This is a genomic window from Vogesella urethralis, assembly GCF_007644045.2.
Lineage (GTDB): Bacteria > Pseudomonadota > Gammaproteobacteria > Burkholderiales > Chromobacteriaceae > Vogesella > Vogesella urethralis.
The window spans coordinates 33,862-56,767 of sequence record NZ_VMDW02000087.1 but is presented as its reverse complement, the minus strand read 5'-3'; the positions used below and the strand labels follow the sequence as shown (position 1 = coordinate 56,767).

The following is a 22,906-nucleotide window of genomic DNA, read 5'->3' as shown; positions in this document are numbered from 1 at the left end:
TGATGGACATGACCAAATCTGAGCTTATTGCGAGGCTTGCCGAGCGTTATCCTCAGTTGGTCGCCAAAGATGCTGAGCTGGCTGTTAAAACCATTCTGGATGCAATGGCCAGCAGCTTGGCAAAAGGGCAGCGGATCGAAATCCGCGGTTTCGGTAGCTTCGATCTGAACTACCGCCCGCCGCGGATGGGCCGCAATCCCAAGTCTGGCTCCAGCGTTGTCGTTCCTGAGAAATACGTGCCTCACTTCAAGGCCGGCAAAGAGCTTCGCGAACGGGTCGACCTGACCAATTCCAGCGATTAAGCCATTTCGCCGCCTTCAAAGCGCCGCAGCCTGCCTGCGGCGCTTTTTTTATCCCCCCTTCGCTTGGGAGGGGCTGCGCTTTCGTTTAAACTTGCAGCATTGTGACCCAGCGAAAGCGTACCGATGCGTTACCTGTTCCGCTTGATCGAGCTCCTGCTGCTCGTTTTGCTCATTGCTGTCACGGTGCAGAACAGCGCCGTGGTGGAATTCAAGCTGTTCTTCGGCCAAAGCTGGCAGGCGCCGCTGATCCTGCTGTTGCTGATCTTCTTTGCTGCCGGCGCCCTGATCGGCCTGGTGGCCACCTTCACCTATTCGCTGCGCGTGCGCCGCGAGCTGTCCCAGCTCAAGAAAGAGCTGCGCTCGCGCCAGAGTGCCAGCAAGGTTGTCGTCGACCCCAGCGACGCGCTGGCCGACTGAGCATCCCGTATTTGTCTCGAGGTTGAATCTTGGATATCGATTTGTGGTGGCTGTTGCTGTTCCCGGCCTTCTTTGGCCTGGGCTGGCTGGCCGCACGCGTGGACATGCGTGCCGTATTGAAGCAGGCACGCGAAGTGCCTGCCGCGTTTTACAAGGGGCTGGACGCGCTGGTGGACGAGCAGACCGACGTCGCCGCCCGTTCGCTGTCGGAAGTGGCGCGCGCCCACCCGCACTCGCTGGAAGTGCAGCTTAGCCTGGGCAAGCTGTACCGCAAGCGTGGCGAGAACGACCGCGCCATCCGCCTGCACCAGCAAGTGATGGAGCTGCCGGACCTTAGCCGCGAACAGAAGGCGCTGGTGCGCTACGAGCTGTCGCAGGATTTCCAGAAGGCTGGCCTGGTGGATCGCGCCGAAGAAATCCTGGTCAAGCTGCTCGATAGCCAGACCATGGGCCGTGCCGCGCGCGAACAGCTGCTGTCCATCTACCAGCAAGACCGCGACTGGGAAAAAGCCATCGCCACCGCGCTGGAGCTGCGCAGCGATGCGCACAGTTTCCAGCACGAAGTGGCGCAGTTTTACTGCGAGCTGGCCCAGGGCGCGCTGTACCAGTCCGATTACGACAAGGCCCGCGAGGCGGTAAAGCAGGCGTTTGCGGCCAACCGTAAATGCGTGCGCGCCAGCATCTTGCTGGGAGATATCGAAACGGCGCAGGGCAACCACGACGCGGCCATCGCCGCGTGGCAAGCCATCGAAAAGCAGAACTTCGAATACCTGGCCATGGTGGCCGAGCGCCTGTTCGACGCCTACGAAGCGCTGGGCAAGCCGCAGGAAGGCATCGCCCTGCTGCGCGGCTACCAGCGCACTTTCTCGCAGCTGGAGCTGACCGACCTCTTGTACCAGAAAGTGGCTACCTACGAAGGCGAGGCGCGCGCGCTGGAAGCCGCCCGCGAAGCGGTACACGCCCGCCCCAGCCTGCTGGGCGTTTACCGCCTGGTGGAATCGCAGATGGACGAACTCAGCACCGAAGGCCGCCTCGACGCCGAGGTGGCGCGTGCGCTGATCATGAAACACGCGCAGCGCCTGACCGTACACCGTTGCAAGCGCTGCAACTTCCGCTCGCGGGCCTTCTTCTGGCATTGCCCCGCCTGCAGCGAGTGGGAAAGCTTTACGCCCAACCGCTCGGAAAACCACTGAACCGAATACGCGACAAGAAAGACAGGAAAACATGAATCCGTTGATGGCACACGGCTTTGCGGCCAACGTTAACTCGCCGGTACTGGTGGCGCTGGATTTCCCCACCGCCGATGCCGCCCTGGCGTTTGCTTCTCGTCTCGACCCCTCGCAGTGCCGCCTGAAGGTAGGCAAGGAGCTGTTCACCGCCGCCGGCCCGCAACTGCTGGAGCAGTTGGCCGCACGCGGCTTCCAGGTGTTCCTGGACCTCAAGTTCCACGACATCCCCAATACCGTGGCGCACGCCTGCAAGATGGCCGCCGAAGCCGGCGTCTGGATGGTGAACGTGCACGCCAGTGGCGGCCGCCGCATGATGGAAGCCTCGGCCGAGGCGCTGGCGCAGTACAGCCAGCGCCCGCTGCTGATCGCCGTCACCGTGCTCACCAGCATGGACGGCGCCGACCTGATGGAAATCGGCATTACCGTGCCGCCGCAAGAACACGTGCTGCGCCTGGCGCGCCTCACCAAAGACAGTGGCCTGGACGGCGTGGTGTGCTCGGCGCAGGAAGCCAGCGTGCTGAAGGCCGAGCTGGGCCGCGAGTTCAAACTGGTGACGCCGGGCATCCGCCTGGCCGACAGCGCCGCCGACGACCAGCGCCGCGTGATGACGCCGGTGTCTGCACTGCAAGCCGGCTCCGACTACCTGGTGATCGGCCGCCCGATTACCCGCGCCGACGACCCGCTGGCGGTGCTGAACAAGATCAACGCCGACATCCAGGCCTACCAGGCCACGCTGGGCTGAGGGGAGCGCACATGAGCCTGTTGCAACAGCTGGGCCAGACCCCGGCACAACTGCAAGCCCGCCTGGCCAATAGCCGCGTGCTGGTGGTGGGCGACGTGATGCTGGACCGCTACTGGTTTGGTGATGTATCGCGCATCTCGCCGGAAGCGCCGGTGCCGGTGGCCAAGATCGCCCGCATGGAAGAACGCGCCGGCGGTGCGGCCAACGTGGCGCGCAATATCGCCAGCCTGGGCGGCAAAGCCACCATCCTGTCGGTGGTGGGCGACGACGAAGCCGCTACCGCGCTGACGCGGCTGATGGAAAGCGACGGCATTACCCCGTCGTTCAAGCGCGACCCCGGCATTGCCACCACCATCAAGCTGCGCGTGGTGGCGCGCCAGCAGCAGTTGATCCGCCTCGATTTCGAAGACGCGCCCAGCCACGAGATCCTGTCCGACAAGCTGGACGAATACGCCGCCATCGTGGCCGACCACGACGTGGTGATTTTGTCCGACTACGGCAAGGGCGGCCTGACCCACGTCAGCCGCATGATCGAACTGGCGCGCGCCGCCGGCAAACCGGTGCTGATCGACCCGAAAGGCGACGATTACAGCAAGTACGCCGGCGCCACGCTGCTGACGCCTAACCGCAGCGAATTCAAGCAAGTAGCCGGCAGCTGGCAGAGCGACGAGCAACTGGCCGCCAAGGCGCAGGCGCTGCGTACCCAGCTGCAGCTGGACGCACTGCTGGTAACGCGCAGCGAGGAAGGCATGACGCTGTACCGCGACGCCGGTGCCGTACACGAGCCGACCCGCGCGCAAGAGGTTTACGATGTTTCCGGCGCCGGCGATACCGTGATCGGCACCCTAGGCCTGATGCTGGCCGCCGGCCTGGAACTGCCGCTGGCGATGCGGCTGGCCAACGCCGCCGCCGGCATTGTGGTGGCCAAGCTGGGTACCGCCGTGTGCCATCAGCAAGAGTTGTTCGCCCTGTAAACGCAAGCCAGCCAAAGGAGCGCGCCATGCCGTGGTACGAGCAGGTTCTGCAATTCTGGTTCGGCGGCAGCAGCGACGAGCTGCTGTCGGCGCCGCGCGACGCCTGGTTCAAGAAAGACCCGGTGTTCGACGGCATCATCCGCGAGCGCTTTGCGCCGCTGCTGGCCGAGTTGGCCGCCGGTACGCTGCAGCCCGACGCCAGCGACGCGCGTCAGGTGCTGGCCTGGCTGATCGTGGCCGACCAGTTTCCACGCAACCTGTACCGCGGCGAGGCGCAAGCCTTTGCCACCGACGCGCAGGCGCTAGCGGCTTGTCACGCTGCGCTGGCGGCACGGCTGGATATCCGTCTGCCGCCGGTGGCGCGCTGGTTTGTCTACCTGCCGCTGGAGCACAGCGAGCAGCTGGCCGACCAGGACGAAGCCGTACGCCGCTTCGAGAGCCTGCCGCACGGCAGCCCGGGGCGCGACAATGTGATCGATTTTGCCCGGCGGCATCGCGAGATCGTCGCCCGCTTCGGCCGTTTCCCGCACCGCAATGCGGCGCTGGGCCGAGCCTCTACCGCCGACGAGCTGCAGTTTCTGACCCAGCCCGGCAGCGCGTTCTGAACGCATAAAAGGACAGACTATGACTATCGTGGTAACCGGCGCCGCCGGCTTCATCGGCTCCAACATCGTCAAGGCGCTGAATGCGCGTGGCGAAACCGACATCCTGGCAGTGGACAACCTCAGCAAGGGTGACAAGTTCGTCAACCTGGTGGGCTGCGAAATCAGCGACTACCTGGACAAACAGGACTTCATCAGCCTGATCGGCAGCGGCGATTTCGATGGCGAAATCAGCGCCATCCTGCACCAGGGTGCCTGCTCCGACACCATGAACCACGATGGCAAGTACATGATGGAGAACAACTACCAGTACACGCTGGAGTTGTTCGAATTCTGCCAGGCCGAGGAAATCCCTTTCCTGTACGCCAGTAGCGCCGCCACCTACGGCAAGGGCACCACCTTCAAGGAAGACCGCCAGTACGAAGGCCCGCTCAACGTATACGGCTACTCCAAGTTCCTGTTCGACCAGATCCTGCGCCGTCGCATGGCCGAAGGCCTGACCGCGCAAGTGGCCGGCTTCCGCTACTTCAACGTCTACGGCCCGCAAGAGCAGCACAAGGGCCGCATGGCCTCGGTGGCGTTCCATAACTTCAACCAGTACCGCGAAACCGGCAAGGTGAAGCTGTTCGGTGGCTACGACGGCTACGCCGACGGTACCCAGAGCCGCGACTTCGTGTCGGTGGAAGACGTGGTAAAGGTCAACCTGTACTTCCTGGATAACCCGGACAAAAGCGGCATCTTCAACCTCGGTTCCGGCCGCGCCCAGCCGTTCAACGACGTGGCGGTCGCTACCGTCAATGCCTGCCGCCGCCACGAAGGCAAGCCGGCGCTGAGCCTGGCCGAGCTGGTAGAGCAGGGCATTCTGGAATACATCGACTTCCCGGACGCGCTGAAAGGCAAGTACCAGAGCTTTACCCAGGCCGATATCGGCAAGCTGCGCGCCGCCGGCTACAGCGAGCCGATGCTGACGGTAGAGCAGGGCGTCGACCGCTACGTGGACTGGCTGATGAGCCGATGAGCCGCCACGCCGCCTTGCCGGTTCGCGTGGCAGCGCGTTTGCTGCTGCGCGACCCCGACGGGCGGGTGCTGCTGTTTCCGTACCGGCCGCCCGCTCTGGGCGGCCGTATTGCTTACTGGTTCACCCCCGGCGGCGGGGTGCAGGACGGCGAAAGCCTGGCCGAGGCCGCCTGCCGCGAATGCCTGGAAGAAACCGGCTACCCGCTGGCCGATCCTGGCGCGCCGCTGGCACGGCGCCAGTTTGCCATGCGGCTGCCGGACGGCGGCGAGGTCTGGGCCGACGAGCATTACTTTCACGTACGGGTTGGCCGCATCGCCTTGCGCCAGGACGGCTGGAGCGCGCAGGAGCGGGCCAGCATGGGCGCCGGCTGCTGGTTTGACGCCGCGCAGCTGGCCAGCCCGCCGCAGCCGGTGTTTCCCGAGCATTTGCGGGCCATGCTGGCGGCCGCCGACGCGCGCGACGCGGAGGCTGCTGCGCTGGATAACGACACTGTGCTGCCCAAAAAATGCGCATTGCTGTTGCCAGGCAGCGATAGCTGATAACATCCGGCTATTGAAACACTGAGGATCGTAAAGCCATGAAATGCCCGTTCTGCGGCTGCGCCGATACCCAGGTGGTGGATTCCCGTGTCAGCGAGGAAGGCAACAGCATCCGCCGCCGCCGCCGCTGCACCAGCTGTGACAAGCGCTTTACAACCTTTGAAACCGCCGAAGTCCGCATGCCGCAAGTGGTGAAAACCGGCGGCCACCGTACCGAGTTCGACGTGGAAAAGGTGCGTACCAGTTTCCTGCGCGCGCTGCACAAGCGCCCGGTGTCTACCCCGCTGGTAGACGACGCCATCAACCGCATCAGCCAGCGCCTGCTGCAGCTGGGCGAGCGCGAGGTGTCCAGCCGCTATATCGGCGAGATGGTGATGAACGAACTGGCCAAGCTGGACAAGGTGGCCTACGTGCGCTTTGCCTCGGTGTACAAGAGCTTCCAGGATATTTCCGAGTTTACCGACGCCATCGAGCAAATCCAGAACCAGGGCTAAGCCCTGTCTGTCACGGCAGGCCTGGCGCCTGCCGTTTTCTTTTGCCGACCCTGCCTGTGGGTACTGCCATGACGACGTTGCATCTACCCGCGCCGGCCGATGCGCCGGCGCTGTTTGCGCTGGTGGACGCCAACCGCGCCACGCTGGCGCCGTGGTTGCCGTGGGTGGACGTCACCCGCAGCGCCGACGATAGCCTGGCCTTCATTGAGGCCAGCCTGGCGGCGCGGCAGCAGGGCAGCCAGTACGACTGGCTGATTCGCATCGATGGCCAGCTGGCCGGCGTCTGCGGCTTGCACAGCGTGTCGGCGGCCAACCGTCGCGCCTGTGTCGGTTACTGGCTGGGGCAGGCCTTTGTCGGTCAAGGGGTGCTGCAGGCGGCGCTGGCGCAGCTATGCGCTCAGGCCTTCGGCCCGCTGCAACTGCAGCGGCTGGTGATCGACCCGGCGCTGGCCAACCAGCGCAGCGTGGCGGTGGCCGAGCGCGCCGGCTTCCGTTTTGAAGGCGTATTGCGCCAACACTTGTGGCTGCAGGGCCAAGCGCACGACGCCGCCTGTTACAGCCTGCTGGCTATCGAATGGGCAGCGCGCCAGCCGGCCCAGCCTTGACGCTGGCGGGCGGCCAACCTTAGTCTGTGGTCATGACTTTCCTGCATGGAGCCGCATCATGACTGCCCGTATCCAGTTACGCCCGCTGCAAGTGGACGATGCCGAGACCCTGTTTGCCCTGGTAGACGGCAGCCGCGACACGCTGTCGCAATGGCTGCCGTGGGTGGATAACACCCGCAGCGCGGCCGATTCGCTGGCCTTCATCCAGCGCACACTGGCCGACCGTGCCAGCGGCACGGCGCTGACCTGGCTGATCCTGGCCGACGGCCAGCCCGCCGGCGTGTGCGACCTGCACGCCATTAGCGGCTTGAACCGTCATGCGTCCATCGGTTACTGGCTGGCTGACGCCTACGTTGGCCGCGGCTACCTGCCGCAAGCACTGGGCCAGATGCTGCATACCGCGTTTGTCGAGCTGGGCCTGAACCGCATCGACATCATCAGCGCGGCGGCCAACCTGCGCAGCTGCGCAGTGGCGGAACGCAGCGGCTTCCGCCAGGAGGGCGTGCTGCGTGGCTACCTGCGTATTCGTGAGCGCTTCTGGGACGCCCGCATCTACAGCCTGTTGGCCGCCGACTGGCAGCCGCAAGCCACCGAGGCCGACGCATGAGCCTGCTGCTGAACGGCGACGATCACGCCTATATGCAGCAAGCGCTGCGCTTGGCCGCCGCCGCCACCCGCCGCGCCGCGCCCAACCCCGGCGTCGGCTGCGTGCTGGTGCGCGATGGCCAGGTGATCGGCGCCGGTGCCACACTGAAAGTGGGCAGCGACCACGCCGAAATCCAGGCCATCAAGGACTGCTACGCCCGTGGCCTGACGCCGGCCGGCGCCACCGCCTACGTGACGCTGGAGCCGTGCAGCCATCACGGTCGCACCCCGCCGTGCGCCGAGCGGCTGATCAAGGAAGGCGTGGCGCGCGTGGTGGCTGCCATGGTGGACCCGTACCACGAGGTAGCGGGGCGTGGCATTGCCCTGCTCAACGCCGCCGGCATTCCAGCAGTGGCCGGCTGCCTGCAAGCCGAGGCCGAGCGCGTGCACCGCGGTTTCCTGTCGCGGGTGACGCGGCAGCGGCCGTGGCTGACGCTGAAAGCCGCCGCCACGCTGGACGGCAAGACCGCGCTGCTGAATGGCGTCAGCCAGTGGATTACCGGCCCCGACGCCCGTCGCGACGTGCAGCAGCTGCGTGCGGCCAACTGTGCCATCCTCACCGGCAGCGGTACCGTGCTGGCCGACGACCCGCAGCTTACCGTGCGCGACGTGGCCGTGCCGCGCCCGCCGCTGCGTGTGGTGGTGGACAGCGCGCTGGCGACGCCGCCCAGCGCCCGCATCTATGACACTACCGCCGCCCCGACGCTGCTGGTCACCACCATCGCCGATCCGGCACGGCACGCACCCTATCTGGCGCGTGGCGTGCAGCTGCGCGTGCTGGCGACCCAGCAAGGCCGTGTCGACCTGGCGGCACTGCTGGCCAGCCTGGCCGCCGATGGCGTCAACGAGTTGATGGTGGAAGCCGGCGCCGGCCTGAACGGCGCGCTGGTGCAAGCCGGGCTGGTCGACGAGATCGTGCTGTACCTGGCGCCGTACCTGGCCGGCGACGCCGCCCGTGGCCTGTTTGCCTGGCCGGCGTTGCAGTCGCTGGACGACAAGCTGCCGCTGCAGATCACCGATAGCCGCATGGTCGGCCCCGACCTGCGCCTGACCCTGCAACCCCGTTACCTGTAACCCTGGAAAGCCTGCCAACATGCTGTTGACCGACGCCACGCTGTACCGCCTTGCCCACGCCACCATGCTGGCACTGGGTTCTACCGATGACGAAGCCGACGTGGTAGCGCAGCACCTGGTGGCGGCCAACCTGAAGGGCCACCCCAGCCACGGCGTGGGTATGCTGCCGTTTTACGTGGACAGCGTGCAGGCCGGTACGCTGCAACCGAACGAGCCGGCCTGGCTGCTGAATGACAGCGGTGCCATCCTGCAGTTTGACGGCGAGCGCGGCTACGGCCAGCGCGTGGTGCGCGAGGCGGTGGATGCCGCCATCGACCGTGTCGCCGATACCGGCATCGTGCTGCTGACGGTGCGCAACAGCCACCACATGGGCCGCATCGGCAGCTACGGCGAGCAAGTGGCCGCCGCCGGCAAGGTGGGGTTGTTCTTCGTCAACGTCACCGACTTCCCGCAGCCGCTGGTGGCGCCGTTTGGCGGCTCGGCGGCGCGCTTTGGCACCAACCCGCTGTGCGTGGCGTTTCCGGCCGGCGCGTCGGAACCGGCGTTTGTGCTGGATTTCGCCACCAGCATGGTGGCGTACGGCAAGACGCGTGTGGCCTACCTGGCCGGCCAGCACTTCGACGAACCGGTGATGCTGGACGCCGCCGGCCAGCCCACGGCCGACCCGGCCGCCATGCACGAAGCACCGACCGGTGCGCTGCGCCCGATCGCCGCGCACAAGGGCGGCGGCCTGGTGGCGGCTATCGAGCTGCTGGCCGGTTTGCTGTCTGGTGGCGGTACGCTGCAGCCGGGCAACCCGCGCGCAGGCGGCATCGTCAACAACCTGACCGCCGTCATCATCGATCCGGCTGCGGTGGCCGATACCGACTGGCTACGACAAGAGTACGATGCGATGGCGGCGTACATCCGCAGCTCGCCGCCGCCGGCCGGACAGCCGCCGTTGCAACTGGCCGGCGAGCCGGAGCGGCGCCGCGAGGCAGAAGCCCGTAGCAGGGGCATCGAGATGTCCGATAATGAATGGGCGGCCATTGTGGCCGCTGCCCGCCGTGCCGGTGTGGCCAACCCGGAAGCGTTGTAGCAGGAGCAAGCATGGCCCGAGACAAGATGGACGACGCGCTGGACGCGTACCTGAGCCTGCTGCAAAACAAGGGGGCCGAGGCGGCGGTGATCGACTTTCGCCGCCGCGTGCTGGCCAGGCTGAACCAGATCCTGCGCAGCCAGCGCGGTGGCGCGGCGATGTACCGCCCGGCGGTGGACGCGCTGCTGTCGCTGTGCGCGCCGGTAGACCGCGCCGGTGCCATGCTGGCCGCACGCGAGTACTACTATTTCTGGCTGGACGACGTCAAAAGGTTGGCCGCACTGCACGCCCGCGACGGTTTTTCCACCCATCACGTGCGCGTACCGGTGTTGGCCGACCTGCAGCAACTGCAACAGCGCATGCAGGACGAAGGCTTTGCCGACTACCCGCCGTCGCTGGACATCTACCTCGGCCAGCTGTACGAGCAGGGCGGCGACGAGGCGCTGCTGGCCGAACGCGGCGCGCTGATCCGCCCCTTGCTGTACCTGCTGCACGGCCATCCGCATCACCCGGACAGCTTCCGCACCGCCATCGACGCCATGCTGTTGCACCTGGCCGACAGCCAGGCGCGCGACAGCTTTGTCGCTATCGCCCGCGAGTTCTTTTATTACTGGCTGTCGTTTCCCGGTGCCGGGGTACGCGCCGCCACCCCGTCCTGACGGCCAATTGCCGAGCCGGCTGCGGCACGGCATCATCGCGGCCAACGTAGTGTTCCTGCCGGCGCCCTGGCTGCCGGCTTGTCCGACCCCCGCGCTGCTGCGCCCGTTTTTGCCCGCCATCACCCGTCGGGCGCCGGCCGGCAGCGTTTAGCCCGGTACGCCCAACCATGCCCCTGACTGCTTACCCGCAACTGGAAACCGCCTTTACCCGCCTGTACCGTTACCAGCATCTGGCCGCCATCGCCGGCTGGGACCAGGCGGCGATGATGCCTGCCAAAGGCAACGACGCCCGCGCCGCTGCCATGGCCGAGCTGCAAGTGCTGATGCACCACACGCTGACCGACCCGGCGCTGAAGCCGCTGTTCGACGCGGCGGCCGGCGAGACGCTGGACGACGTGCAACAAGCCAGCCTGCGCGAGATGCGCCGTGCCTGGCAGCAAGCCAACCTGCTGCCCGCCAGCCTGGTAGAAGCCAAGAGCCTGGCCGGCAGCCGCTGCGAACACGCGTGGCGCAGCCAGCGCAAAGCCAACGACTGGCAAGGCTTTCTGCAGAACTTCCGCGAGGTGGTGAAACTGTCGCGCCAAGAGGCGCAATACCTGTCCGACGCTACCGGCGTATCGCGCTACGACGCGCTGATGGACCTGTACGAGCCGGGCATGAACAGCGCCGAGGTACAGCGTATTTTCGACGACGTGAAAAGCTGGCTGCCGGGCCTGATCCGCGACGTGATGGCCAAACAGGCCGGCGAAAGCACGCTGGCGGCGCAAGGCCCGTTCCCGGTGGCGGCGCAGCGCGCGCTGGGCGTGGAAGTGATGGGCCTGCTGGGCTTCGACTTCGACGCCGGCCGCCTGGACGTGTCGGTGCACCCGTTCTGTGGTGGTGTGGCCGAAGACGTGCGCATTACCACCCGCTACCGTGAAGACGACTTCGTGCAGAGCCTGATGGGCATCGTGCACGAAACCGGCCACGCCCGTTACGAGCAGAACCTGCCGCGCCAGCTGGTGCACCTGCCGGTGGGGCAGGCGCGCTCGATGGGCATTCACGAAAGCCAGAGCCTGTCGTTCGAGATGCAGCTGGGCCGCAACCCGGCCTTTCTGCAACTGATTGCCCCGCTGGTGAAAAAACACCTGGGTGAGCAGCCTGCCTTCGATGCGGCCAACCTGGCCCTGCTGTACAGCCGCGTCCGCCCCGGCTATATCCGCGTGGACGCCGACGAGCTGACCTACCCGGCACACGTGATCCTGCGCTTCGAGATCGAGCGCGCGCTGATCGAAGGCGACATCGAGGCCGAAGACATCCCGGCGCTGTGGGACGAGAAGATGATGGCCTACCTGGGCGTCGACACCCGCGGCAACTACCGTGACGGCTGCCTGCAAGACATCCACTGGACTGACGGCAGCTTTGGCTACTTCCCCAGCTACACGCTGGGTGCCATGTACGCCGCGCAGTACTTTGCCGTCATCCGCCAGCACTACCCCGACCTGGACAGCCGCATTGCCGCTGGCGACCTGGCACCGGTATTCGACTGGCTGCAGGCCAATATCTGGCAGCAGGCCAGCCTGTGGTCCACGCCGGATCTGGTACAGCGCGCCACCGGCAGCAACCTTGACCCGGCGCACTTCCGCGCCCACTTGCAGGCGCGTTATCTGGGCTAAGCCTGTGTTTGGCAGCCGACCCGGCCAGTGTGCAAAATGCCGCATGCTTGCCGGGTCTTTTTACAAGACGAGCTTACAAAGCCATTCAACGTGCTCCGCAAACGATATATCGAATTGTAAGAAGATTAACGGTCACTATTTCATCACTTCATAAATGGACGTATAAATCCAATGAGGGCCTGCTACGGTAGTCGCCACCGAGGCAGCCCGACAATCACAAATTGGCGCAAACTGCCCCGCTTGGCGGGGCGGGAGGAAAGCATGTCGACGGGTCAGCACGTATTGGCACCTCACGACATCGAGACGGTGCTGTTTCATAGCCTGGATGTGATCCCGATTCCGGCGCTGGTGTCCACATCGGATGCCACTTCGGCGGGGCGTCGCAGCCATCTTTTCATCAACAAGGCTTTCCTGCAGCAGATCGGCTATACCGCCGAGGAAATGCCGGACATGCTCAGCTGGTTTCAGCTGGCCTACCCGGACCCGATCTATCGCCAGCAGATCGTGCGCGAGTGGCAGCGTGCGGTGGAGCTGAGCCTGGCGCGCGGCGAGAACGTGGCCGAAATGAGCGCGCTGGTGCGTTGCAAGAACGGCCAGCGGCGCTGGTTCATCGTGGCCGCGCAAATCAAGGCCGACATCCTGCCCTCGTGGCACATCGTCACCTTCCGCGACGTGCACGACTTGCACTGCATGGTGGAAGAAAACCGCCGCCTGTCCATTACCGACCCGCTGACGCAACTGGCCAACCGCCGCGAAGCCCAGATGCAGCTGGAGCTGGCGCGTAATGCCTTCCTGCAGCGCGATCAGCCGTTTTCGGTACTGCTGATCGATATCGACCACTTCAAGGCGCTGAACGACCGTTTCGGCCACGATTGCGGCGACGAGGCGCTGTGCCTGCTGGCAGCCACACTACAAGCCTGTGCCCGCCAGGGCGATTGCGTGGCGCGTTGGGGCGGCGAAGAGTTCATGCTGCTGCTGCCGGCCACCACGCTCAGCGGCGCGGTGGCACTGGGGCAGCGCATCCGCCAGCAAGTAGCCCGTATTGTCCTGCCGTGGGAAGGAGCGCCGGCGCTTAGCGTCAGCATGGGCTGTGCCACCATGACGCCGGAACTGACGCTGGATAGCCTGATCCGCCAGGCAGACCAGGCGCTGTACCGCGCCAAGTCTGCCGGCCGCGATTGCGTGGTAGCGGCGGGGCAGGATGAACACAATTAATAACGTAAGTCATTGTAAAGTTTATTAAATATAGTAGTTTTACGTATTGAATAGATGTTGCAGTGCACTATGCTGAGGACATGTCAATCCGTCAGGAGCGTGCCATGTTATTCAGCAGCAAACCGATCGCACAGCTGGAAACCGCTGCCGAGGCGGCACTGGGCGGGCAGATGCCCAATTGGCAGCTGGACGGCAACAGCCGCTGGCAAGGCCTGGGTAACAAGCTGCACCAGCTCTGGACACAGCTGCAAGGCCACGCCGAGCAGGAAGCCAGCCGCAACCGGGCACTGGCCGAACAGTTGGCCGCAGAGCAGGCACTGGCGCGTCGCTTGCAGCAGGAACTGAGCAGCCTGCAAGGGCGTTTCGACCTGGTAAGCCGCGCCGCCTCGGAAGGCCTGTGGGACATGACCATCGAAAACGGCGACGTGCTCAACCCGGACAACGTGTTCTGGTGGTCGCCGCAATTCCGCGCCTTGCTGGGCTTCCAGGACGAGCGTGACTTTCCCAACGTGCTGGGCAGCTGGTCCAGCCGCCTGCACTCCGACGACAAAGACCGCACGCTGGCCGCGTTTGGTGCCCACCTGAATGACCGCAGCGGTCGCACGCCTTACGATATCGAATACCGCTTGCAGCACCGCGATGGCAGCTACCGCTGGTTCTGCGCGCGTGGTGCCACGCTGCGCGACGGGCAGGGTGTACCGCTGCGGGTGGCCGGCTCGCTGGTAGACATCCACGCGCAGAAACAGCAGCAGGCGATGCTGGCGCGCAGCATGGCGCGCTTCGAGCTGGGCTGCCGCATGCTGTCGGAAGGCTTGTGGGACATGGAGGTCACCACCCGTGACCCGGTCAACCCCAACAACGCGTTCTGGTGGTCGCCACAGTTTCGCCAGTTGCTGGGTTTCCGCGACGAAAGCGACTTTCCCAATGTGCTGAACAGCTGGGCCAGCCGCCTGCACCCGGAAGACAAGGAGCGCACGCTGGCGGCGTTTGCCGCCCACCTGGGCGACCGTAGCGGCCAGACCGGTTACGACGTGGAATACCGCCTGCAGCACAAGGACGGTAGCTACCGCTGGTTCCGCGCCCGTGGCGAAACCCAGCGCGATGCGGACGGCACGCCGCAGCGCGTGGTAGGGGCGCTGATCGATATCGATGCAGAAAAGCGCTCGGCCGCACTCAGCGAAGAAAGCTTGCAGCGTCAGCAACTGGAGGAAAGCCTGCAGCGCATCGGCGCCATTGTCGGCACCATCCAGTCGGTGGCAGACCAGACCAACCTGCTGGCCTTGAACGCCGCCATCGAGGCGGCGCGGGCGGGCGAGGCGGGCAGGGGCTTTGCCGTGGTGGCCGACGAGGTGCGCAAGCTGGCCGAGCGTACGCGCAATGCCACCCAGGATGTGACGTCGCTGATGAGCCAGCATGCGGCCAAGACGGCGGCTTGAGGCTTGCTGCGGTTCACCCTGCCCATCAACAGACAAAGCCTGCTCTGAAAGGAGCAGGCTTTGTGTTTGTGACGATGCGGAGGCTTAGTCCGGCCGTTTCAGCAGCAGTAGCCCCAACACCCCGCATACCAGCTCCAGCAGCAGGTATACCTGCAACAAGGTATTGGGCATGCCATCGATCAGCAGGCTGCCCACCCGGCCGATGGCCAGCCCGAACATGAACACCACCAGGCTTTGCAGGGCGGCTTGGCGCAGGGGCTGGCGCAGCGCGCCGGCTACCCAGAACAGCGCCAGCGTGAGATACAGGCCCATGATGGCGCGAAAGATGTGGAAGCCATTGACGCTGTCTACCTGCAAGCCAAACAGCTGACCCAGGCTTTGTTGCGGCATCAGGCCGTAAGAGAGCGCGATCGGCACCAGGCCGATGGCGGTACCGATCAGGAAAAGCTGACGCAGATTCATCCGTTAACCCCTTTCTGTTTATTGTGTGCGGCGGTGTGGCTGCTTGCCGCAGCGCAGCCATGCGCCGCGCTGCCAGCCAGTATCGGCAGCGCATCAGAACAGGGTCAATGCAGGTATTTATCGTGATAGCTCGTGGGCTGGTTTGCCGTGTGGCGGGCTGTCCACAGCCACCACCTTCACCCTGCGCGGCAGCGTGCGGCCAACTCGCCCACGGTACGCAGCGCGTTGATAAAGCGCTCGTCCAGCGGCTGGCAGCAGGAGAGGCGCAGCGCGTTGCGGTAACGGCCGCTGGGCGAGTACAGCGGGCCGGGCGAGATGCTGATGCGCTCGTGGATGGCGAGGTCGAACAGTTTTACCGTGTCGTAGCCGTCTGGCAGCTCTACCCACACCAGAAAGCCGCCGCTGGGGTGGGTGGCGCGGGTGCCGGGCGGAAAGTGGGCGGCAATCAGCGCCCGCACCTTGTCGATGTGCAGCGTGTAGCGGCGCTTCAGCGAGCGCAGGTGGTGGTCGTAGCCGCCCGATTCCAGAAACGCGCCCAGCGTTTCGCACAGCACCAGCGGTTCGGCGATCGAGCTGGCGAACTTCAGCTTCTTGATGTCGGCGCCAAAGCGGCCGCCTTCCAGCCAGCCGACACGGAAATCCGGCGCCAGCGTTTTGGTGTAGCTGGCGCAGACAATCACCCAGCCGTCCTGGTCGTAGGCTTTCACCGCCGGCTGCAGCGCGTCGCCGAATTGCAGTTCGGCGTACAGCGCGTCCTCGATCAGCGGCACCTGGTAGCGGTTCACCAGTGCGGCTAACCTTTTCTTGTTGTCGGTGGACATGCTGCAGCCCAGCGGGTTGTGCACATTGGGCATGGCGACCACCGCCTGCACCCGCTTTTCGCTCAGCAACAGTTCCAGGGCGTCCAGCGACAGACCGTGCTGCGGGTCGGTGGGAATCTCGACCGCCTTCAGCCCCAGGCTGGCAAACAGCGGCAACAGGTTGAAATAGGTGGGCGACTCGATGCCCACGGTGTCGCCGTGGCGGCACACGGCGCGCAAGGCCAGTTGCAATGCCTCCATCGCACCGTGGGTCAGGATGATGTTGTCGGCCTGCAGCGCCATGCCTAGCTCCAGGCCACGGCGGGCAATCTGGGTACGCAGCCGTTCCGAACCTGGCGGCAGCGCGTAATTGCTGACCAGCCCGGGGCTTTTGCGCAGCACCTGGCCCATCAGCCGTGCCAGCTTGCCGGCCGGGTAGAAATCGCCGCCACGCGGGCAGGCCAGCGCCATGTCGATATAACCGGGTGTCTGTTGCGCCTGCAGCGCGGCGCCGATCAGGTCCAGTACCGCGCCATCCGTCCCTTGCGCCGGCCCCGCTTCGCGCAGCGCACCACGTGCCGGCGAGGCCAGCCGTGCCTTGACGTAATAGCCGGACTGCGGCCGCGCCTCCACCAGGCCGCGGTCTTCCAGCACGCGGTAAGCGGCCACCACGGTATTGAGCGACAGCTGGCGGCTGTGCGCCGTCTTGCGCACTGACGGCAGGCGCGAGCCGGGGGGCAGGGTGCCGCGATTGATGGCGCTGGACAGATCGTCGGCCAGTTGCTGATACAGGGTGGCGTTTTCCATGGCGGGCTCGGCTGGGACAGTAGGCTGTAAAAACGAAGGTGACAGTCGTATCACAAGTGAAACTGTCACCATGACAATAATAAATTCTTGCGCCTGTCACCGGCAAGCGGCCTTGTCTACGATGGTGGCTCACCTACCCCAAGGAGCTGTGCCATGCTGAGCTTGCCGCTTGTGAGCTACGTTTCGCTGATGTCGGTTACCCCCGGCCCCAACAACCTGATGTTGGCCGCATCCGGCGTCAATTTCGGTTTTCGCCGCAGCCTGCCGCACCTGTTCGGTATCAGCATCGGCCACGGTATCCAGGTGCTGATCGTGGCGCTGCTGCTGGGTTGGGTGATGGCGCTGCTGAACGACTGGCGCCTGCTGCTGAGCCTGGCCGGCTGCGGCTACCTGTTCTGGCTATCGTGGCAGGTGTGGCTGGCCGGGGCGCCCCAGGCGCGCGACGCGGTGACGCCGATGAGCTTTATCGGCGCCGCAGCGTTCCAGTGGGTGAACCCCAAGGCCTGGGTGATGGTGGTGAACACCAGCCTGCTGTTCTTGCCGGCTGGCGCAAGTTGGCCGCAGGCGTTGTGGCTGGCGCTGCTGTGCGCGGCCATCAACTTCCCCTGCATCTGTTTGTGGGCGGCACTGGGTGACGGCCTGCGCCGCTACCTCAGCCAAGACGGTGCCCGCCGCGTGTTCAATGGCACCATGGCGCTCGCGATGGCCGCGACGGCGGCCTGGCTGCTGCTGGATGAACTGACACTGAGCGGAGTACTGTAAATGACGACAAGACTATTGGGTTTGCTGGGCGGCATGAGCTGGGAATCCACCGCCCACTACTATGCCTACCTTAACCGGGGCGTGCGCCAGGCGCGTGGCGGCCTGCACTCGGCGCCGCTGCTGCTGCACAGTGTCGATTTTGCCGCCATTGCCGACATGCAGCAGCGCGGTGACTGGGCGGCTGCGGCCAAGGTGCTGGGCCAGGCCGGGCAGGGCCTGGCGGCGGCCGGTGCCGGCGCCTTGCTGCTGTGTACCAACACCATGCACAAGGTGGCCGCCCCGGTGGCCGAGATGGCGGGCATCCCTTTGCTGCATATTGCCGACCCCACCATCGCCGCGCTGCAAGGTACCGGTGTCAGCCGTGTCGGGCTGCTGGGTACCCGCTTCACCATGGAAGACGACTTCTATACCTCGCGCCTGCTGGCAGCCGGTTTGACGGTATGCGTGCCGTCTGCCGCAGACCGTGCCGAGGTGCACCGCATCATTTTTGACGAGCTATGCCTGGGGCAGCTGCAGGCGGCGTCGCGCCAGCGCCTGCTAGGCATGATCGACACCCTGCGTGCTGACGGTGCCCAGGCGGTGATTCTGGGTTGTACCGAGCTGGCGATGCTGGTGGGCCCGGCCGACACCGACATGCCCTTGTTCGATACCACCGCCTTACACGGCGAAGCCGCACTTGCGTGGCTGCTGGCCTGATATTGTCGTGGAATTTCTATCGAACTTACGCATAATGGGTGTAGTGTGGCGTTTGGTGCCTGTTTTGCGAGTGCGATATGAACAAGCTTGTTGTGGCGACGCTGGGCGCGCTCGGCGTTCTGACAGCCGGTGTGGCGGCGGCCAACCCGGTGGTGAGCGTGTGTGCCGAACCGTGGGCCCCCTTCATCGATAGCGATGCCAACCAGCCGGCCGTGGGCCTGGCTGCCGACGTGATCAGCCGCGTAGCGGCGGCCAACAAGCTGCGCGTGAAGTACATCTTCAAAGCGGCGGGCGCCTGCATGCGGCTGGCGCAACAGGGCAAGGTCGACATGCTGGCTTTTGCCGGTGCGGGCGACAGCCCGGCCGGCTGGGTGCAAACCCGGCAGCCGCTGGTGTACTGGGTACTGGGTGCCTGGGTTGGCAGCGATAGCCAGCACGAGACCTTCACCGGCCTGGAGGCGTTCAGCGGCCAGCGTGTGGGCTGGGTGGCTGCCTACGACTACCCGGTGGCACTGAAGCGCAAGCAGGATTGGCAGCGCATCGATGTTATCGATACTGCCCGTGGCATGCGCATGTTGCTGGGCGGGCGGGTGGACGTGGTGTTTGACGACGGCCTGGCCGGCAGCAACCTGCCGCCTGCCATGCGCGACAAGGTGCGGCTGCTCAAGCCGCTGGTCGGCAGCGTCAACCAGCCGATCAGCCTGCGCCCGGGGCTGACCATGCTGCGCGACGGCATCGACGCTGAAGCCGCGCAGCTGCGCAAGAACGGCCAGCTGGACGATTTCTACCAGCACTACTTTGGCAATACGCTGCCACAGGTACTGAACTCGCTGCACTAGGGCATTCGCCCTGTTGCGCGCGCTTGTTCGCGCATTGCCACCGCCTGACAAACGCCGCCGCAGCAAACTTAGTGTTAACAGACCCTGGCTGACCGTTGCCTGGTTTACAGCTTGTACAGGCGTACCTCGCGGTCCAGCGTGGCGGCCAGCGCGTTCAGGTGTTGCGCCTGATCGGTCACGCTGTGCGCGGCGCTGGCGTTCTCTTCCGACATCTGCGCCACGGTTTCCACCTGCTGCGCAATACTGTTGGCCGCGGCGCCCTGTTCGCGGATGGCGCTGGCAATTTCACCCACCACGCGTTTGCTGTCGTCGGCAGCCACGGCGATCTGCTGCATGGTTTGCCGTGCGCGCTCGGTTTCTTGCACCCCGTTTTCCATGCTGCCCACGGCGCGGCTCACCCCGGCGGCGGCTTCGTCCGACTTGCCCTGCATGGTGTTGATCATCTGCGCGATTTCGGTGGTGGAGCTGGCGGTGCGCTCGGCCAGCTTGCGCACCTCGTCGGCCACCACGGCAAAGCCACGCCCCATTTCGCCGGCACGGGCGGCTTCGATGGCGGCGTTCAGCGCCAGCAGGTTGGTCTGGTCGGCCACGTCGCGAATGACGTTGATCACCGAATGGATGGCATTGGTCTGCTGGTTCAGTGCGCCCATATGGTTGGACACGTCGCGCACCGAGTCGGCCATGCCGAGGATGGTGCTGCTGCTGTTTTCGATTACCTGCTCGCCGTGGCGCGCCTTGTGGCCGGTGTCTTGCGCCAGCGTGTTGGCTTCCTGGGTACGGTCGGCCACGTGGTTGATGCTGACGGTAATCTGCTCCAGCGCGGCCGCCATCGACGATGCCGACTGGCTTTGCGCTTCCGAACCCGAGGATACCTGGCTGGCTGCGGTGGCGAGGTTGGCCGCCGTATGGGCGACTTCGGCGGACGAGGCGGCCACCCGTTGCAGGCTGTCGTGCAGGCGCGCTGCCAGCTGGTTGAAGTGTTGCAGCAAACCACCGATTTCATCCTGGTGGCGGATACGGCAGCGGCGCGACAGGTCCAGATGCTCGGTCATGTCGGCAATGTCGGCGGCGGCAGAGTGAATGCTGCCGACCACCTGGCGGTAGGTGACTACCGCCATCAGTACCAGCACCAGCAATGCCAGCACGGCGGTCACCGCCAGCCACAGCCCGGCGCTGTATTCGGCGGCTTTCAGGTCCTGGTGCGCTACCTTGCCTAGCTGCTGGTTGTAGGCAATCTGCTTCAGTGCCTGGTCGCGCACTTGCAGGAAGGCGTCACGGTTGTCGTTCAGCAGTTTGCTGGCGTTGGCAACGTCGTGTGCCCGGAAGGTGGCGATCACTTGTTCGTAGGTCTGGTTGTTGCGTGCGATGCCATCGCGCAGCTGCGCCAGCAAGGCTTTGTCTGCATCGTCACTGACTACCGCCTCGTACGCTTGCAGATTGCGCTGCACTTCATCGTGGTAGCGCTGGTAAGCAGCGAGAATGCTGTCCTGGCTGGCGGCGCTGTCCGCCGACATCAGGCTCAGCAGCGCAGCGCGCTGCTGCACGAAGTTGAAGCTGGCGGAGCCCAGCAGTTCGACGCTAGGTACCACATCTTCTGCAATGACAGCGGATTTATCATTAATGCGGCCCAGCTGGATGAACGCGATCAGCAGGATGGCGGCAAATGCCACAACGGCAACAATAGTCTGCAGTTGCAAGCGGGTAGAGATTTTCATGTTTACCTCTGAACCGGAGTGAAAGTCGGGAAAACCCTGGTGTCGAGCGGGCTGTGCAGGTCTGGCACCAAGCAGCTAGCTATTGTGATCTGCATGGTGCTAATAAGTTTTATCTTAAATGTATAGAATATGCTTATAAGTTAGGTGTATCGATACGTTGCGTTGCATCAAATTTTTTTACAAAACCAATGCGGACGACACCGGGTGCCGGTGACGTCCGCATTATGGGGCAGGGGGGCAACATGGCCGCGTTGCTGGCGGCCGGCGTGAGTCAGAGCTTGTACAGGCGTACCTCGCGGTCCAGCGTGGCGGCCAGCGCGTTCAGGTGTTGCGCCTGATCGGTTACGCTGTGCGCGGCGCTGGCGTTCTCTTCCGACATCTGCGCCACGGTTTCCACCTGCTGCGCAATGCTGTTGGCCGCGGCGCCCTGTTCGCGGATGGCGCTGGCGATTTCACCCACCACGCGTTTGCTGTCGTCGGCGGCCACGGCGATCTGCTGCATGGTTTGCCGTGCGCGCTCGGTCTCTTTCACCCCGTCTTCCATGCTGCCTACGGCGCGGCTCACCCCGGCGGCGGCTTCGTCCGACTTGTCCTGCATGGTGTTGATCATCTGCGCGATTTCGGTGGTGGAGCTGGCGGTGCGCTCGGCCAGCTTGCGCACCTCGTCGGCCACCACGGCAAAGCCACGCCCCATCTCGCCGGCACGGGCGGCTTCGATGGCGGCGTTCAGCGCCAGCAGGTTGGTCTGGTCGGCCACGTCGCGAATGACGTTGATCACCGAATGGATGGCGTTGGTCTGCTGGTTCAGTGCGCCCATATGGTTGGACACGTCGCGCACCGAGTCGGCCATGCCGAGAATGGTGCTGCTGCTGTTTTCGATTACCTGCTCGCCGTGGCGCGCCTTGTGGCCGGTGTCTTGCGCCAGCGTGTTGGCTTCCTGGGTACGGTCGGCCACGTGGTTGATGCTGACGGTAATCTGCTCCAGCGCGGCCGCCATCGACGACGCCGACTGGCTTTGCGCCGACGACCCGGCAGAGACCTGGCCGGCGGCGGCGGCCAGGCTGGCCGCCGTGCTGCTGACCTGTGCCGACGAGTCGGCCACCCGTTGCAGGCTGTCGTGCAGGCGCGTGGTCAACTGGTTGAAGTGTTGCAACAGGCCGCCGATTTCGTCGTCACGGCGAATGCTGCAGCGGCGCGACAGGTCCAGGTGCTCGGTCATGTCGGCAATGTCGGCAGCCGCCGTATTGATGCTGCCCACCACTTGCAGGTAAGTGCGCCAGGCAATCAGGCCCAGCGTCAGCAAGGCCAGTACGGCGGTGACGGCCAGCCATAGCAGGGCGCTGTGTTCGGCGTCCTTCAGTTGCTGGTGGGCGTCGCGCCCTTCCTGCTGGTTGTGCTGGATCAGCTTCAGCGCCTGGTCGCGTACTTGCAGGAACTCGTCGCGCAGATTGTTCAGCCGGGTCATGGCAGCGGCGGCGTCGCCGCCCTGAAAGGTGCGGATGATCTCGTCGAAGTGCTGGTTGCTGCGCTCGGCACCCTGGCGGAAGTCGTTCAGCAGCTTGCGCTCCTCATCATCGCGCACCAGCGTTTCGTAGCGTTGCAGGCTGTCGTACAGCTCTTTGCGGTAGCGCTGGAACGACAGCATGACCGCGCCTTGTTTGTCTGGCGTTTGCCCCATCATGCTGAACAGCGCCGCCCGCTGCTGCACGAAGTTCAGGCTGGCGTTGCCCAGCAGTTCGACGCTGGGCACCGTTTTTTCGGCGATGTAGGCCGATGCATCCCGGATGCGGTTGAGCTGGACGAAGGCGATGAGCAGGATGACGCTGAAAGCAGCGACGGCAACGGCGGTCTGCATTTGCAGACGGGTGGCAATTTTCATGAAACACCTCGGACCGATTGATGAAAAGGTACTTACAGGTGCTGTGTTGTGCGAGTGCTGCCCGCCTTTAGGCGTCTGCGGGCGTATTATTTTCTTTGTGCCGATTTATAGAAATGGCATTGATCTTTCAATGCTATGACAATTGGTCGTACAAATGAGAACCAGTTATTGCTGATTTGGCGAACATGCTGTTCTGTTGCGCTGCACAATTGCAACTGTGCCAGACAGCAAAACGCCCCGGGGTGTCCGGGGCGTGTCGGCG

Annotated in this window: 24 protein-coding genes; 20 read left to right on the top strand and 4 right to left on the bottom strand. The window is 64.8% G+C overall.

Annotated features, from left to right (window positions below):
• Positions 1 to 8 precede the first annotated feature (8 nt).
• The 17 genes from FLQ03_RS09275 (at position 9) to FLQ03_RS19565 (ending at position 14,684) form a co-directional block, all read left to right on the top strand.
• Positions 9 to 302, top strand: coding sequence for an integration host factor subunit beta (locus tag FLQ03_RS09275; RefSeq protein ID WP_144371285.1), 294 nt, complete (start codon positions 9 to 11; stop codon positions 300 to 302).
• Between the two features lie 123 nt (positions 303 to 425).
• Positions 426 to 719, top strand: coding sequence for a lipopolysaccharide assembly protein LapA domain-containing protein (locus FLQ03_RS09270; RefSeq protein WP_144371151.1), 294 nt, complete (start codon positions 426 to 428; stop codon positions 717 to 719).
• 29 nt (positions 720 to 748) lie between these two features.
• Complete coding sequence (gene lapB, locus FLQ03_RS09265) at positions 749 to 1,912, top strand: lipopolysaccharide assembly protein LapB (protein WP_144371150.1); 1,164 nt, start codon at positions 749 to 751, stop codon at positions 1,910 to 1,912.
• A gap of 31 nt (positions 1,913 to 1,943) precedes the next feature.
• Positions 1,944 to 2,690 (top strand): orotidine-5'-phosphate decarboxylase, encoded by a 747-nt coding sequence (gene pyrF, locus FLQ03_RS09260; protein WP_144371149.1) that lies wholly within the window; start codon positions 1,944 to 1,946, stop codon positions 2,688 to 2,690.
• Positions 2,691 to 2,701: 11 nt separating this feature from the next.
• Entirely contained in the window at positions 2,702 to 3,664 is a 963-nt protein-coding gene (rfaE1, locus tag FLQ03_RS09255) for a D-glycero-beta-D-manno-heptose-7-phosphate kinase (protein ID WP_144371148.1), read from the top strand.
• Positions 3,665 to 3,690: 26 nt separating this feature from the next.
• Positions 3,691 to 4,269 carry a DUF924 family protein gene (locus tag FLQ03_RS09250; RefSeq protein ID WP_144371147.1) on the top strand — a complete coding sequence of 193 codons (579 nt, stop codon included), beginning with the start codon at positions 3,691 to 3,693 and terminating at the stop codon, positions 4,267 to 4,269.
• Positions 4,270 to 4,288: 19 nt separating this feature from the next.
• A complete protein-coding gene (gene rfaD / locus FLQ03_RS09245; protein ID WP_144371146.1) occupies positions 4,289 to 5,284 on the top strand; it encodes an ADP-glyceromanno-heptose 6-epimerase in 996 nt (331 codons plus the stop codon).
• Complete coding sequence (locus FLQ03_RS09240; RefSeq protein ID WP_144371145.1) at positions 5,281 to 5,823, top strand: NUDIX hydrolase; 543 nt, start codon at positions 5,281 to 5,283, stop codon at positions 5,821 to 5,823. The genes rfaD and FLQ03_RS09240 overlap by 4 nt, the downstream gene beginning before the upstream one ends.
• Before the next feature lie 38 nt (positions 5,824 to 5,861).
• Positions 5,862 to 6,317, top strand: a complete 456-nt coding sequence (nrdR, locus tag FLQ03_RS09235) for a transcriptional regulator NrdR (RefSeq protein WP_144371144.1) — start codon at positions 5,862 to 5,864, stop codon at positions 6,315 to 6,317.
• A 68-nt stretch (positions 6,318 to 6,385) separates the two neighbouring features.
• Positions 6,386 to 6,922 carry a GNAT family N-acetyltransferase gene (locus tag FLQ03_RS09230; protein ID WP_144371143.1) on the top strand — a complete coding sequence of 179 codons (537 nt, stop codon included), beginning with the start codon at positions 6,386 to 6,388 and terminating at the stop codon, positions 6,920 to 6,922.
• Between the two features lie 58 nt (positions 6,923 to 6,980).
• A complete protein-coding gene (locus FLQ03_RS09225) occupies positions 6,981 to 7,529 on the top strand; it encodes a GNAT family N-acetyltransferase (protein ID WP_144371142.1) in 549 nt (182 codons plus the stop codon).
• Complete coding sequence (ribD, locus tag FLQ03_RS09220; RefSeq protein WP_144371141.1) at positions 7,526 to 8,641, top strand: bifunctional diaminohydroxyphosphoribosylaminopyrimidine deaminase/5-amino-6-(5-phosphoribosylamino)uracil reductase RibD; 1,116 nt, start codon at positions 7,526 to 7,528, stop codon at positions 8,639 to 8,641. The genes FLQ03_RS09225 and ribD overlap by 4 nt, the downstream gene beginning before the upstream one ends.
• Before the next feature lie 19 nt (positions 8,642 to 8,660).
• Positions 8,661 to 9,719 (top strand): malate/lactate/ureidoglycolate dehydrogenase, encoded by a 1,059-nt coding sequence (locus FLQ03_RS09215; protein ID WP_144371140.1) that lies wholly within the window; start codon positions 8,661 to 8,663, stop codon positions 9,717 to 9,719.
• An 11-nt stretch (positions 9,720 to 9,730) separates the two neighbouring features.
• Positions 9,731 to 10,378: a hypothetical protein gene (locus FLQ03_RS09210; RefSeq protein ID WP_144371139.1), complete on the top strand. Its 648-nt coding sequence runs from the start codon at positions 9,731 to 9,733 to the stop codon at positions 10,376 to 10,378.
• Positions 10,379 to 10,545: 167 nt separating this feature from the next.
• Positions 10,546 to 12,033, top strand: a complete 1,488-nt coding sequence (locus FLQ03_RS09205) for a carboxypeptidase M32 (RefSeq protein ID WP_144371138.1) — start codon at positions 10,546 to 10,548, stop codon at positions 12,031 to 12,033.
• A 261-nt stretch (positions 12,034 to 12,294) separates the two neighbouring features.
• Positions 12,295 to 13,248: a sensor domain-containing diguanylate cyclase gene (locus tag FLQ03_RS09200; protein ID WP_206210918.1), complete on the top strand. Its 954-nt coding sequence runs from the start codon at positions 12,295 to 12,297 to the stop codon at positions 13,246 to 13,248.
• A 104-nt stretch (positions 13,249 to 13,352) separates the two neighbouring features.
• A complete protein-coding gene (locus FLQ03_RS19565; RefSeq protein WP_144371137.1) occupies positions 13,353 to 14,684 on the top strand; it encodes a methyl-accepting chemotaxis protein in 1,332 nt (443 codons plus the stop codon).
• An 84-nt stretch (positions 14,685 to 14,768) separates the two neighbouring features.
• On the opposite strand, the gene FLQ03_RS09190 is transcribed toward FLQ03_RS19565, so the two are convergent.
• Positions 14,769 to 15,146, bottom strand: a complete 378-nt coding sequence (locus tag FLQ03_RS09190; RefSeq protein ID WP_144371136.1) for a DUF4345 domain-containing protein — start codon at positions 15,144 to 15,146, stop codon at positions 14,769 to 14,771.
• A 176-nt stretch (positions 15,147 to 15,322) separates the two neighbouring features.
• Positions 15,323 to 16,753 carry an aminotransferase-like domain-containing protein gene (locus tag FLQ03_RS09185; RefSeq protein WP_144371135.1) on the bottom strand — a complete coding sequence of 477 codons (1,431 nt, stop codon included), beginning with the start codon at positions 16,751 to 16,753 and terminating at the stop codon, positions 15,323 to 15,325.
• Between the two features lie 153 nt (positions 16,754 to 16,906).
• Between FLQ03_RS09185 and FLQ03_RS09180 the strand changes: the two genes are divergently transcribed.
• The 3 genes from FLQ03_RS09180 (at position 16,907) to FLQ03_RS09170 (ending at position 19,050) form a co-directional block, all read left to right on the top strand.
• Positions 16,907 to 17,515 carry a LysE family translocator gene (locus FLQ03_RS09180; protein WP_144371134.1) on the top strand — a complete coding sequence of 203 codons (609 nt, stop codon included), beginning with the start codon at positions 16,907 to 16,909 and terminating at the stop codon, positions 17,513 to 17,515.
• Positions 17,516 to 18,211: an aspartate/glutamate racemase family protein gene (locus FLQ03_RS09175; RefSeq protein ID WP_144371133.1), complete on the top strand. Its 696-nt coding sequence runs from the start codon at positions 17,516 to 17,518 to the stop codon at positions 18,209 to 18,211.
• Between the two features lie 77 nt (positions 18,212 to 18,288).
• Entirely contained in the window at positions 18,289 to 19,050 is a 762-nt protein-coding gene (locus tag FLQ03_RS09170; RefSeq protein WP_144371132.1) for a substrate-binding periplasmic protein, read from the top strand.
• 104 nt (positions 19,051 to 19,154) lie between these two features.
• Here the strand turns inward: FLQ03_RS09170 and FLQ03_RS09165 are convergent, their stop codons facing one another.
• The gene (locus FLQ03_RS09165; protein WP_144371131.1) at positions 19,155 to 20,765 is read right to left on the bottom strand and encodes a methyl-accepting chemotaxis protein; all 1,611 of its coding nucleotides are present in this window, start codon (positions 20,763 to 20,765) and stop codon (positions 19,155 to 19,157) included.
• Positions 20,766 to 21,036: 271 nt separating this feature from the next.
• The gene (locus FLQ03_RS09160) at positions 21,037 to 22,644 is read right to left on the bottom strand and encodes a methyl-accepting chemotaxis protein (RefSeq protein WP_144371130.1); all 1,608 of its coding nucleotides are present in this window, start codon (positions 22,642 to 22,644) and stop codon (positions 21,037 to 21,039) included.
• Between the last annotated feature and the right edge of the window lie 262 nt (positions 22,645 to 22,906).